The sequence below is a fragment of the Ruegeria sp. BHSC026 genome, assembly GCF_059613065.1.
Window position 1 is genome coordinate 22,572 of the sequence record NZ_JBXWRV010000008.1, and the last position, 12,382, is coordinate 34,953.

A 12,382-nucleotide genomic window follows, 5' to 3' on the forward strand; every position below is an offset into this window, starting at 1 on the left:
TCCTCTGTCAAACATGTTCGCCGCGACGCAGAATCGCGCGCTTCATAGGCTGGAATATTGGCCCATGAGTAATTTTGCAACCCATTTTGGATCATTATTGAAATTTTATGACCCAGCAGCCGCAGAAATTTCTTTTGCAGCCGCAGAACCATCCGGGTCTTCGCTGATGGGCGCTGAGGCGGCATAATACTGCATCAGATCCAGCCGCTCGACCGATGGCGACAGCATACCGTTGTTTCTGCTCAGTATTCGCCGTTCGACCAGTTGTTCGATCGCTGGCGAAATAGCTTTCAGGTCTTCGTCCGTCGCGCCTTCCCGCCGCATCAGTTCGGCGATGCGTGACTGAACGTCAGACTCGGAGATGGTGCCGTTCTCGCGAACGAGCCAACACGCGGCGGGCGCTGGCACCAAAGGAATTGCCCGACCGATCCGACGCATCAGTTCTCGGGCCAGATCCGTCATCAAGTCCGGGCCAGCTTGTTTGCGGAACTCCTGCAGCGAAATGGGCAGGCCGTACCGAACCGAGGCCAAGCCGAACCGCTTGTAGCGCCCGATGATACGGCGCCATACCTGTTTCAGGCTCCACCTTGTGATCACGCCGATCCGAGCGCGAAACCGCCGTTCGCTGCCCAGGGCGGCAGCGGTCAGGATCGTATCCTCCAGCACCCTGTCATAGTTCAGCGCAACCGGCACGAACACCACATCCCGCCCATCGGGGCTGGTGCCGTCGATGATGTATTTCAGCAGCCCCAGCTTGGGTCGGCCCAGCGCCCCGGTCAGGCTTAGGCCACCTTCAGGAAACATCGCCTGCGTGACACCGGCATTGGTGGCCAAGCGCACATAGCTGGCCAGAACCTGCCGGTAGAGTTCGCTGCCGGACTTGCGCCGGATGAAATAGGCTCCCATCGCGCGGATCAACCGGCTGAGCGGCCAGACCCGTGCCCACTCGCCCACCGCATAGGACAGCGCCGACTGTTGCGCGGCCAAATAGGTCACCAGAACATAATCCATGTTGCTCCGGTGATTCATTACAAAGACCACGGTTGCTTTGGGATCGATCTCCTTCAATGCGGCCTCGTCCTCGTGGCTGAGGCGGACATTGTAGAACGCGTTGCTCAACCACCGAGCCAACCGAATGGCAAAGCTGAAATACATGAAGGCCGAAAACGACGGGACGATTTCCCGGGCGTATCGCCGGGCCTGCTCGAACGCGACCGCTTCGGGGATACCATGTTCTTCGGCGTGGTGCTGAACAGCCTGACCAACCTGCGGGTCATAGATCAGGCGTTGGATCATGTCATGACGCTCGGCCAGTTTGAACGGCTGGATTGGCCGTTGCAGGCGCTGGTTCAACCGTTCAACAGCCCGTTCAAGCCGGCGGCGAAAGAACCAGCGCACCGACGGGAACAGGAAATGCGAGGCAAAAGTGACCGCGGCAAACACCACGATCAGAACAAACAGCCAAATCGGTAGCTCAACGGTCTGCGTCATGCCGGCACAGTGCCATCAAACCGCCGCCGTCACAATCGGCAGCACGCCGTACATGCCGCAACGCAGCGAATTGACATGTGCTGAAAATTGCGCTTTAGAACCCATGAGAGAAATATTGTTACCCATCGACGCATGAGGCTCTGACCATGACGCAGACGCAGAAAGACCGCCCCTGGCTCATCCGAACCTATGCCGGTCATTCCACGGCCAAAGCCTCGAACGCGCTGTACCGGTCTAACCTGGCCAAGGGGCAGACCGGTTTGTCGGTGGCCTTCGATCTGCCGACGCAGACGGGTTATGACAGTGATCACACCCTGGCCCGGGGCGAGGTCGGCAAGGTCGGGGTGCCGGTCTGCCACCTGGGGGACATGCGGGTTTTGTTCGATCAGATCCCGCTGGAGCAGATGAACACGTCGATGACGATCAACGCCACAGCCCCTTGGCTGCTGGCGCTGTATATCGCGGTGGCCGAGGAACAGGGCGCCGATGTGTCCAAGCTGCAGGGCACGGTACAGAACGATCTGATCAAGGAGTATCTCAGCCGCGGCACTTATGTCTGCCCACCCAAGCCCTCGCTCAAGATGATCGCGGATGTGGCCGAGTACTGTTATTCGAACGTACCGAAATGGAACCCGATGAACGTGTGTTCCTATCACCTGCAAGAGGCCGGCGCGACGCCCGAGCAGGAGCTGGCCTATGCGCTGGCCACCGCCATCGCGGTCCTGGACGAGTTGCGTCCCCGCGTTCCGGCCGAGGACTTTCCGGCGCTGTGCGGCCGCATCTCGTTCTTCGTGAATGCGGGCATCCGATTTGTCACCGAAATGTGCAAGATGCGGGCCTTTGTCGACCTTTGGGATGAAATACTGCAACAACGTTATGGCGTGGAAAACCCCAAGTTCCGCCGGTTCCGCTATGGTGTTCAGGTCAACTCGCTGGGCCTGACCGAGCAGCAGCCCGAGAACAACGTCTATCGCATCCTGATCGAGATGCTGGCCGTGACCCTGTCGAAAAAGGCGCGCGCCCGGGCGGTGCAATTGCCCGCCTGGAACGAGGCACTGGGCCTGCCGCGCCCCTGGGACCAGCAATGGTCAATGCGAATGCAACAAATCCTAGCCTATGAGACAGACTTGCTGGAATATGACGACCTGTTCGACGGCAACCCGGTGGTCGATGCCAAAGTCGAGGAACTGAAGCAGGGCGCCCGGGCCGAGCTGGCCAATCTGGAGTCGATGGGCGGTGCGGTTGCGGCGATCGACTACATGAAATCGCGGCTGGTGGATTCCAACGCCGAGCGGCTCAACCGGATCGAGCGCAACGAGACCATCGTCGTCGGCGTGAACCGCTGGACCGAGGGTGAGCCCTCGCCGCTGCAGACCGAGGATGGCGGGATCATGGTCGTCGATCCGGCGGTCGAACAGGAACAGATCGATCGCCTGAACGACTGGCGTGCCGCCCGCGATGACGCCGCCGTGAGCGCGGCGCTGGCCGATCTGCGCGCCGCCGCGCAATCGGGCGCCAACATCATGGAGCCCTCGATCGCCGCGGCCAAGGCCGGCGTCACCACCGGTGAATGGGCCGAAGAGATGCGGCGCGTCTTTGGTACCTATCGTGGCCCGACGGGCGTTTCGGGGTCGGTCTCGAACAAGACCGAAGGCTTGGACGACCTGCGCGCGGCGGTGGATGCGGTCAGCGACCGCCTTGGGCGTCGCCTGAAATTCCTGGTGGGCAAGCCGGGGCTGGACGGCCATTCCAACGGTGCCGAGCAGATCGCCTTCCGCGCCCGCGACTGCGGCATGGACATCACCTATGACGGCATCCGCCTGACCCCCGAGGAAATCGTGAAGTCGGCCATGGATCAGCAAGCTCATGTGATCGGCCTGTCGATCCTGTCGGGCAGTCACCTGCCGTTGGTTCAGGAAGTCATGACACGCCTGCGCGAAGCTGGCTTGGGTGATATTCCCGTTGTCGTCGGGGGCATTATCCCGGACGAAGACGCGGATCGCCTCAGATCGATGGGTGTTGCCAATGTCTATACTCCCAAGAATTTCGAACTGAATGCGATCATGGGAGACATCGTGGCGTTGGCAGATCCAAAAACGATCGCCGCAGAATAAAACAGAAATGAGCGCGCTTATTATTCGATTTCAGTAAAAAAGATTAGAAAACAAAGAAAGTTCTCCTTACCGTGTGCGGACAATTCGCAACCGAAATTGACAGGTACGGGGAAAATGGCGATCAATCTTGAAAAAATGTCGCGTCAGGAACTTCTGGAATTGCGCGGCCAAATCGACACGGCTTTGGAGAATGCCGAGGCCCGCGAGCGCGAAGAAGCCCTGAAAGCGGCTGAACAGGCCGCGGCGGCTTATGGGTTCTCGCTGTCGGACCTGACGGTGAAGGCGTCCAGATCTGGAAAGAGCGGCAAAGCCAAGGCAAAATACCGGAATCCGGCTGACCCTTCGCAAACTTGGACGGGGCGCGGGCGCAAACCGAAATGGGTACACGAAGCGCTGAAAGCCGGAGCAGTTATAACCGATCTTGAAATCTGAATGAGGGTTTTGTACCAAAATGACAATTCACATTGGCGCCGAAAAAGGTGAAATTGCCGAAACCGTGCTTTTGCCCGGCGACCCCTATCGCGCGAAATGGGCAGCGGAAACTTTCCTGAGCAATGTCCGCCAGATCAACGATGTGCGCGGAATGCTGGGATTCACCGGCGAATGGAAAGGCAATCCGGTCACCATTCAAGGCAGCGGAATGGGAATGCCCTCGCTGTCTATTTACGTCAATGAACTGATCCGGGACTACGGTGCGAAAACCCTGATCCGCATCGGCTCGTGCGGTGGCATGCAGGAAAACGTCAAACTGCGCGATGTGATCATTGCGATGACGTCAACGACGCTCAGCACGCCGTCTCGGGGCATCATGAAAGAGATCAACTTCGCGCCCTGCGCCGACTGGTCGCTGTTGCAGGCGGCCGTGCAGGCGGCCGAGGCGAAAGGAACCCCGATGCATGTCGGCGGTATCTACTCGTCGGACGTGTTCTATGACGAACGCCCCGACCTGAACGAGCAGATGGTGCGCCACGGCATCCTGGGTGTCGAGATGGAGGCCGCCGAGCTGTATATCCTGGCCGCACGGCACAAATGCCGCGCTCTGGCGGTTCTGACCGTGTCCGATCACCTGCTGACCGGCGAGGCCCTGCCCTCGTCCGAACGCCAGAGCAGCTTTGGCGACATGGTGGAAATTGCGCTGCACGCCGCCTTCCCGAACGCCTGAAGCCAACCGGCCCGGGGCTATTCCCGGGCCTCAGCGCCCGTGCGAGCGGTCATAGCCATTGGGCGCCGGGCTTTGCCATCCGGTCAACGTCCCCTCGGCAGGCGCAAACACTTCGACAAGCAGCGGATGACAGGCGGCGGTGTCCGATGAATGCTCGGCCGAGCAATCCCCGCCCGGGCATGCGCTGAGGTCGCCCAGCAGATCGATTTCAGCGAAAAACTCCAGATAGTCGCCCGGACGCACCGGCGACGCCTTCATGAAATACTGCCCGGTATCGCGGGTGAAGCCGGTGCACATGAACACGTTCAGCACGTCGTGCACGGCCGGCTCGGCCTCGGCCAGCGAAAGGCCCAGATGGTCGGCCAGCGCGCGGGTCAGGTTGGAATGGCAACACTGGTGATACTGCGTGCCCGACAGCAGATTGCCGGTGTAGGGGTCGCAGCGCGTTCCGATCACGTCATGCACCGACCCGCCATATTCGTCGATGCCGTACCAGTCCAGCGTGTCGGCCACGATCGTCGCCATGGGGCGCAGATGGGGAAAGCTGGACCACAGCCGCTCGCCCGTCGTCACGTGGGTTCCGTGCAACGCGCGGGTCTTGCCTGAATAGAAACGCTCGGACAGGTCGTGCAGGCTCCACAGGTTCAGGTCACCGACCTGCGGGCCCTCGACCGAAGTAATGCGAAAGAAATGCCCAGCCGGAACCTCGAAACACCGCGCGTCGCGTGGCGGGACCAAAACCTCGCCCGTTTTGCGCGAGGTTGACCGGGCCGCCCCAAGCAGCGGCATGTCCGGCGCCGACAGGCTGTCATTGGGATAGCAGATCACCGGAGCGATGGCCCGGCGGGCGGCGGCGTCGGGTGGTGGGTTCGTCATGCTGCGTCCGTCCATTTTTTCGACACAGTGACGCAGATCGCGTCGGCGGGAAACCCCAAGGATTCGCTGGCGCCGAAATGTCAGGTTCCGGTTCGCTCGCACTGGTTCGGCTGCGTCTCGGAACGGGACACGGCACCGCAGAATGCACAGCTCCAGATCCCGTCCTGCCGGTGTCGCCGCCAACGACAGTCGCGCGTCAGCGCCGACGTGCGCGATCGCCAAAAGAAATAGGCGAATACACCGGCGGCGAGCAGGAGCAGAAGAATAGGCATGCCCCTGCTTCGCTCACATCGTGCCGATGTTCAAGCCCAACCCCCGCCGCACATCAGGCCGCGTTGGCGTATTCGAACAGTTCGGGTTCCTTGTCCTCGGCGTGTTTCGCCGGCGCGGGTATAAAATAGGCCCAAGCCTGCTCCAGCAACTTCAGGGCTTCGGCTGCATCGGTTTTGGCGGTGCTGTTTTCGGTTTTCATCGGAGTGATCCTGTTTCCAATCCGTCACTCCTCCCCAGCGCCAAAAATAAACCCGACCGGGGCGGCGCACATCCGATGATTTCACATGTGGGCCATGCACTTGCCGCAATGCGGCAAGTGCGGTCTTGGTTCGGGGTCAAACGGTGCGTTCGACCATCAGCTTCTTGATCTCGGCAATCGCCTTGGCCGGGTTCAGACCTTTGGGGCAGGTCTTGGCGCAGTTCATGATCGTGTGGCAGCGATACAGCTTGAACGGATCCTCGAGCTGATCCAGACGCTCGCCCGTGGCCTCGTCACGGCTGTCGATGATCCAGCGATAGGCATGCAGCAGCGCCGCGGGGCCAAGATAACGGTCGCCGTTCCACCAGTAGCTGGGGCACGAGGTCGAGCAGCTGGCGCACATCACGCATTCATACAGACCGTCCAGCTTCTTGCGGTCCTCGATCGACTGCCGCCATTCTTTCGCAGGCCGGTTGGTCTTGGTTTCCAGCCACGGCATGATCGAGGCGTGCTGTGCATAGAAATGGGTCAGATCGGGGATCAGGTCCTTGACCACCGGCATGTGCGGCAGCGGATAGATCTTCACGTCGCCCTTGATCTCGTCCATGCCGTAGATACAGGCCAGCGTGTTGATCCCGTCGATGTTCATCGCGCAGGAGCCGCAGATCCCCTCGCGGCAGGACCGGCGGAAGGTCAGCGTCGGGTCGATCTTGTTCTTGATGTAGATCAGCGCATCTAGAACCATCGGGCCGCAATCGTCCATGTCGACGAAATAAGTGTCGACCCGCGGGTTCTGGCCATCGTCCGGGTTCCAGCGATAGATCTGGAACTTGCGAACGTTGCTCGCCCCTTCGGGCTTGGGCCAGGTCTTGCCCGTCGTGATGCGCGAATTCTTGGGGAGGGTCAGTTGTACCATGTGTTCCTCTCCTTAGAAGGTCCGCGCCTTGGGCGCGATCTTTTCAAGGCTGATGCCGCCCTGTTCTTCGGGCGTCAGCGGATCGACGATGACCGGGCGATAGCTCAACTCGACCGAGTTGCCCTCGACCCGCGCCACGGTGTGCACGCGCCAGTTCTCATCGTCGCGCTCGGGGAAGTCCTCGTGCGCGTGGGCGCCGCGGGATTCCTTGCGCGCCTCGGCACCAACGATGGTGGCCAGCGCGTTGGGCATCAGGTTGGTCAGCTCCAGCGTTTCCATCAGGTCGCTGTTCCAGACCAGGCTGCGGTCGGTGACCTTCAGGTCGTCCAGCTTTGCCGCGATCGCGGTCATCTTCTCGACGCCTTGCGCCAGCGTTTCGGCGGTGCGGAACACGGCTGCATCTTCCTGCATGGTCTTCTGCATTTCCAGCCGCAATTCGGCGGTCGGGGTCGCGCCATTGGCGTTGCGCAGCGCGTCGAACCGGTCGAAGGCCTTGTCGACCGACGCCTTGTTCAGCACCGGGTTCGGCGCTTCGGGGTCCACCACCTTGCCGGCGCGGATCGCGGCGGCCCGGCCGAACACCACCAGGTCGATCAACGAGTTCGAGCCCAGCCGGTTGGCGCCGTGCACCGAGGCGCAGCCGGCCTCGCCCACGGCCATCAAGCCGGGCACCACGGCGGTGGGGTTATCGGCGGTCGGGTTCAGCACCTCGCCCCAATAGTTGGTCGGAATGCCGCCCATGTTATAGTGCACCGTCGGCAGAACCGGGATCGGCTCCTTGGTCACGTCGACGCCGGCAAAGATTTTGGCCGATTCAGAGATCCCCGGCAGCCGCTCGGCCAGAGCCTCGGCCGGCAGGTGCGACAGGTTCAGGTGGATGTGATCACCATTCTTGCCCACACCCCGCCCTTCGCGGATTTCCATCGTCATGCAGCGGCTGACATAGTCACGCGGCGCCAAGTCCTTGTAGTGGGGCGCATAGCGCTCCATGAACCGTTCGCCTTCCGAGTTGGTCAGATATCCACCCTCGCCGCGCGCGCCTTCAGTGATCAGACAGCCCGAGCCATAGATGCCGGTCGGGTGGAACTGCACGAATTCCATGTCCTGCAGCGGCAGACCCGCGCGGGCCACCATGCCACCACCATCGCCGGTGCAGGTATGGGCCGAGGTCGCGCTGAAATAGGCGCGGCCGTAACCGCCCGTAGCCAGCACGACCATCTTGGCGTTGAAGACATGCATGGTACCGTCGTCCAGCTTCCAGCAGACGACGCCCTGGCACTGACCGTCCTCGGACATGATCAGGTCGATCGCAAAATACTCGATGTAGAATTCCGCGTTGTTCTTCAACGACTGTCCGTACAACGTGTGCAAGATCGCGTGACCGGTCCGGTCGGCGGCGGCACAGGTGCGCTGCACCGGCGGGCCCTCCCCGAATTCGGTGGTGTGGCCACCGAAGGGGCGCTGATAGATCTTGCCTTCCTCGGTCCGGCTGAAGGGCACGCCATAGTGCTCCAGCTCATACACCGCCTTGGGCGCCTCGCGCGCCAGGTATTCCATCGCGTCGGTGTCACCCAGCCAGTCCGAGCCCTTGACGGTGTCATACATGTGCCACTGCCAGTGGTCGGGGCCCATGTTCGACAGCGACGCCGCGATGCCGCCCTGTGCCGCGACGGTGTGCGAGCGCGTCGGAAAAACCTTGGTTACGCAGGCCGTGCGCAGCCCCTGCTCGGCCATGCCCAGCGTGGCCCGCAGCCCGGCCCCACCGGCGCCGACGACAACCACGTCATATTCGTGCGTTTCGTATTCGTATGCAGCCATTTCTTTCAGCTCCGGGGTGTTAGAGGGCGATGCGGGCGATGGCAAAGATGCCAGCGGCGGCCGCGCCATAGGACAGACAGGTCACGAGGATGATCAGAACCTTTTCAAGCGTGCCGTGCACGTAGTCCTCGATCATCACCTGCGCGCCATCGGCGAAGTGCTTGAAGCCAACGGCCAGCGTCAGCGCCGCAACGATGGCCGGGAACGGGCGCGAATAGTAGTCCAGCATCATGTCATAAGGCTGGCCCAGGGTCGGCCCGAAGGTAAGGACGAACAGCGGCACGAGGATCAGCAAGGCAACCGAGCTGACCTTCATCGCCCAGAAATGCTGGGTGCCGGATTTGGCCGAGCCCAGGCCAAGGGCACGTTTGCGGTCGGTAAGGTAACGCATGTCAGGCCTCCGGTTATGCAACGATCAACAGGGTGACGAGGGTCAGAACGACCGATCCGATCACGACCGCCCAACCCAGCTTGTAGGCAGTGGGCAGGTCCAGCCCGACGGCGTTGTCCCAGATCAGGTGGCGGATGCCGGCCAGGGTGTGGTACCACAGCCCCCACAGCGACAAAGCCATCACCAAGTCGCCCAGCAACGACGTAATCACGGCATTGGCGGTTGCATAGGCCTCGGGCGAGGTGGCCGCGGCCAGGAACCACCACACGATCAGCAGCGCCGCCACCAACATGGCGTTGCCGGTGATCCGCGTGAGGATCGAGGTGACAGAGGTCAACTGTGGACGATAGATCGACAGATGCGGCGAAAGCGGGCGGTTCCCCCGATTGACATCGGCCATGGCGGCTCCTTTTTGGGTTGGCTACCGAAGGTTTTACTGTTTTTTACATCTCTGTCACGCGCCGCAGGTGCAAAAAAGAGCAAATTGCGCGCAAATGACCCTATTGGCCGTTTTTTGTGATCACGCAAAATATTCCCGTGATCACAAATCTCATCGCCACCCGTCAATGTTAGCGTTTTCAGGCCGCAAGCGATGTGATCACGAATCTTTTTCCGTCACTTGACCCTGGCCGTCTGGCGGGTGACTTCGCGCAGCAGTTTCTTGCGGATACGTTCTGGATAGTCTTCAAAACCCGCAGCCGAGACCACGAAGGCACCTTCGCCCACGATGACGTTTTCATAGAAATAGGCGGTCAGATCGGGCTCGCTTTCCTCGATGGCGATGGCGTTCACGGTGATCCCCTGACGGCGCAGCAGGTCGTGTATCTCGGTCGGCTCAATGCCTTCGTTCGACACCCCGTCGCCCGAGATGTCGATTAGGCGGCGCTTGCAGTCTGGTACGTCCAGAAAACTGTTCACGGTCATTTCCAACGCCTCGCCGATCGCGGTCGAAAAGTTGCGCCATACGCGCGGATCTGTCGCCACCTGTTCCGCAAATGCGTCCAATGCGGCGAACCCGTCGATGCGGGTCCAGGGGATGGTGACACGCTGCCGCGACTCGCCAGTCCATTGCACCAGCATCAGCCGGGCTTGGCCGCGCACCAGCGCCTCGGACACGACCGGGTCGCGCAACCCGGCCGCCAGGCCATCCATCTGGATGCGGTATTCCGAACTGTCGACCGAGCCGGAAACATCCACGGCCAAAGCCAGCGCCAGATCGCAGGCCGACGCCGGGCGGCCAAGGCAGAGCGCAGCAGCAAGGATACGCAGAAAAGACATGAGCTGAACCTAGCACGGTTCGGCCCGGTCGGAATCACAAGACTGTGGGGGTCAGCCCGCTCAGATCGGCATAAGCGCCCAATAGTCCAGATCCAGCAGCACGTCGGGGCTGTACTTTCCATCCTGGCCGCGCAAGGCAAAGGGCTCGCCGCCCTTGGTCGCCACCAGTCGCAGGCGGATGGCACCCACACCCGGCACGCCGGTTTCGGCCTTGTCCAACACCTCGGACCACGCCTTGATGGTGTCTCCGGCGAAACAGGGGTTGGCATGGGCACCGCCGTTCAGGCCGACGATCATCTGCGCATTGGCCAGCCCGTTGAAGGACAAGGCGCGCGCCATCGAGATCACATGGCCGCCATAGATCAGCCGCCCATCGGGCCGGAAAGTCAGGTCGAAATGCACTTTGGCGGTGTTCTGCCACAAGCGGGTGGCCAGCATGTGCTCGGCCTCTTCCACGGTCACGCCATCGACATGGTCGATGGTTTCGCCGATCTGGTAGTCACCCCAGCGGTGCGGTTCACCTGCCAGAGCAAAGTCATATTTGCTGAAATCCAGCCCGTTCGGCACCATGAGGTCACCGGGCTCCAGCGCCTTTTTTAGGTCCGGCACCACGGTTTCCGGGGCAGGCGCGTCAAGGTTCGATTTCCGCACCATCACCCAGCGCACATATTCGATCACCACCTCGTCGCGCTGGTTCAGCCCGCGAGTGCGCACCCAGACGACCCCGGTCTTGCCGTTCGAATTCTGTTTCAGCCCGATGACCTCGGATTCCGACCGCAGGGTGTCGCCGGGGTAGACGGGTTTCAGCCAGCGGCCCTCGGCATAGCCCAGATTGGCGACCGCGTTCAGCGACACATCCGGCACCGTCTTGCCGAACACCACGTGGAACGCCGCCAGATCGTCGATCGGGCTTTGCGGCAGGCCGCAGCTCCGGGCGAACTCGTCCGAGGAATAGAGCGCGTGGCGCGCGGGATAGAGCGCATGATAGAGCGCGCGCTCACCCACCGTCACGGTGCGGGGCACCGCGTGGTGCAGCACCTGCCCGATGGCGTAATCCTCGAAAAAGCGGCCCGGATTTGTTTTTGCCATTACTGCTGTCCCAGTTTCATGTCAGGGGAATAATCGGCCGCGACCTGCTTGGTCACGGCCTGCGCACAGCGCATCTTGTTGGTGGACGGGTCGAACGCATAGGCCGGAGAGCCGTGCAACTCCCACCCTTTGGCCAGCGCCTCGGACACCTTGTGGCAGAAGGCCGAGGTGTCCTCTTCGGTCAGCAGTCGATAAAGTTTCGCCATCAGATCACCCGCCTAGCCCGGGAACGGAGACGGGCCGACCAGCCCGTGAATGTAGCCGATGACGCCCAGCAGCACGATCGAGGCCACGAAGAACATCGCATCCTTGCCCAGCGTTCCCGGCTCGCCCGGGGTCCAGTCGGGCTCGGACTTGTTGATGACGATCACTTCGACCACCGCCCATGCCAACAGGCCGCCGAACAGGATGATCGACGCCAGATCGCCATTGACCAGCAGATGCGCAAAGGCCCAGAGCTTGAACCCGCCCAACATCGGATGACGCACCTTGTTCAGCAGTCGGCCCTTGGTTCCGGCCGGGCTCATCATCCAGATCGCGATTAACACCAGCAGGTTGTTGATGTGGATCATGAAGCTGGGTGGTGCCCAGACATGGATGAAATCGGTCATGCGATAGCCGAAAATCATCAGCAGGATCGACACGACCAGCGCACCCGCAACGGCCCCCTTGCCGGCGTCACCCATGGCCGCGCGGCGGGCTGGCATCAGGCGCTTGAACAGATGTGCGGCCCACCAAAGCGCCACACCGAGAATGAGAAGAACGAAGCCCATGC

General features: G+C 61.5%; 14 protein-coding genes. 3 read left to right on the top strand and 11 right to left on the bottom strand.

Going from position 1 to position 12,382, the window contains the following annotated elements; genetic code table 11:
- Positions 1-105: 105 nt before the first annotated feature.
- Entirely contained in the window at positions 106-1,491 is a 1,386-nt protein-coding gene (locus tag AC2FME_RS11595) for a 1-acyl-sn-glycerol-3-phosphate acyltransferase (RefSeq protein WP_496688088.1), read from the bottom strand.
- 146 nt (positions 1,492-1,637) lie between these two features.
- On the opposite strand from AC2FME_RS11595, the gene AC2FME_RS11600 reads away from it, so the two are divergent.
- The 3 genes from AC2FME_RS11600 (at position 1,638) to deoD (ending at position 4,767) form a co-directional block, all read left to right on the top strand.
- Positions 1,638-3,605, top strand: a complete 1,968-nt coding sequence (locus tag AC2FME_RS11600; protein WP_496682131.1) for a protein meaA — start codon at positions 1,638-1,640, stop codon at positions 3,603-3,605.
- Positions 3,606-3,719: 114 nt separating this feature from the next.
- Entirely contained in the window at positions 3,720-4,037 is a 318-nt protein-coding gene (locus tag AC2FME_RS11605) for an H-NS histone family protein (protein WP_496800505.1), read from the top strand.
- A gap of 19 nt (positions 4,038-4,056) precedes the next feature.
- Positions 4,057-4,767, top strand: a complete 711-nt coding sequence (deoD, locus tag AC2FME_RS11610; RefSeq protein ID WP_496682136.1) for a purine-nucleoside phosphorylase — start codon at positions 4,057-4,059, stop codon at positions 4,765-4,767.
- A gap of 30 nt (positions 4,768-4,797) precedes the next feature.
- On the opposite strand, the gene AC2FME_RS11615 is transcribed toward deoD, so the two are convergent.
- The 10 genes from AC2FME_RS11615 to AC2FME_RS11660 all read right to left on the bottom strand — a co-directional run bounded on the left by AC2FME_RS11615 (position 4,798) and on the right by AC2FME_RS11660 (position 12,380).
- Positions 4,798-5,643 carry an urea carboxylase-associated family protein gene (locus tag AC2FME_RS11615; RefSeq protein ID WP_496800506.1) on the bottom strand — a complete coding sequence of 282 codons (846 nt, stop codon included), beginning with the start codon at positions 5,641-5,643 and terminating at the stop codon, positions 4,798-4,800.
- Between the two features lie 325 nt (positions 5,644-5,968).
- Positions 5,969-6,115, bottom strand: coding sequence for a hypothetical protein (locus AC2FME_RS11620; protein ID WP_496800507.1), 147 nt, complete (start codon positions 6,113-6,115; stop codon positions 5,969-5,971).
- A gap of 136 nt (positions 6,116-6,251) precedes the next feature.
- Entirely contained in the window at positions 6,252-7,031 is a 780-nt protein-coding gene (locus tag AC2FME_RS11625; protein ID WP_496683194.1) for a succinate dehydrogenase iron-sulfur subunit, read from the bottom strand.
- A gap of 12 nt (positions 7,032-7,043) precedes the next feature.
- Positions 7,044-8,849, bottom strand: a complete 1,806-nt coding sequence (sdhA, locus tag AC2FME_RS11630; RefSeq protein WP_496683195.1) for a succinate dehydrogenase flavoprotein subunit — start codon at positions 8,847-8,849, stop codon at positions 7,044-7,046.
- Between the two features lie 19 nt (positions 8,850-8,868).
- Positions 8,869-9,240, bottom strand: a complete 372-nt coding sequence (sdhD, locus tag AC2FME_RS11635; protein ID WP_496800508.1) for a succinate dehydrogenase, hydrophobic membrane anchor protein — start codon at positions 9,238-9,240, stop codon at positions 8,869-8,871.
- A gap of 13 nt (positions 9,241-9,253) precedes the next feature.
- Positions 9,254-9,640 (bottom strand): succinate dehydrogenase, cytochrome b556 subunit, encoded by a 387-nt coding sequence (sdhC, locus tag AC2FME_RS11640; RefSeq protein WP_149776949.1) that lies wholly within the window; start codon positions 9,638-9,640, stop codon positions 9,254-9,256.
- A 215-nt stretch (positions 9,641-9,855) separates the two neighbouring features.
- Positions 9,856-10,518 carry a DUF1194 domain-containing protein gene (locus tag AC2FME_RS11645; protein WP_496800509.1) on the bottom strand — a complete coding sequence of 221 codons (663 nt, stop codon included), beginning with the start codon at positions 10,516-10,518 and terminating at the stop codon, positions 9,856-9,858.
- Between the two features lie 60 nt (positions 10,519-10,578).
- Positions 10,579-11,607: a MaoC family dehydratase gene (locus tag AC2FME_RS11650; RefSeq protein WP_496800510.1), complete on the bottom strand. Its 1,029-nt coding sequence runs from the start codon at positions 11,605-11,607 to the stop codon at positions 10,579-10,581.
- Positions 11,607-11,813 (bottom strand): DUF1737 domain-containing protein, encoded by a 207-nt coding sequence (locus tag AC2FME_RS11655; protein WP_496683208.1) that lies wholly within the window; start codon positions 11,811-11,813, stop codon positions 11,607-11,609. The genes AC2FME_RS11650 and AC2FME_RS11655 overlap by 1 nt, the downstream gene beginning before the upstream one ends.
- A 12-nt stretch (positions 11,814-11,825) precedes the next feature.
- Positions 11,826-12,380 (bottom strand): NnrU family protein, encoded by a 555-nt coding sequence (locus tag AC2FME_RS11660; protein WP_496683211.1) that lies wholly within the window; start codon positions 12,378-12,380, stop codon positions 11,826-11,828.
- Positions 12,381-12,382: the final 2 nt, after the last annotated feature.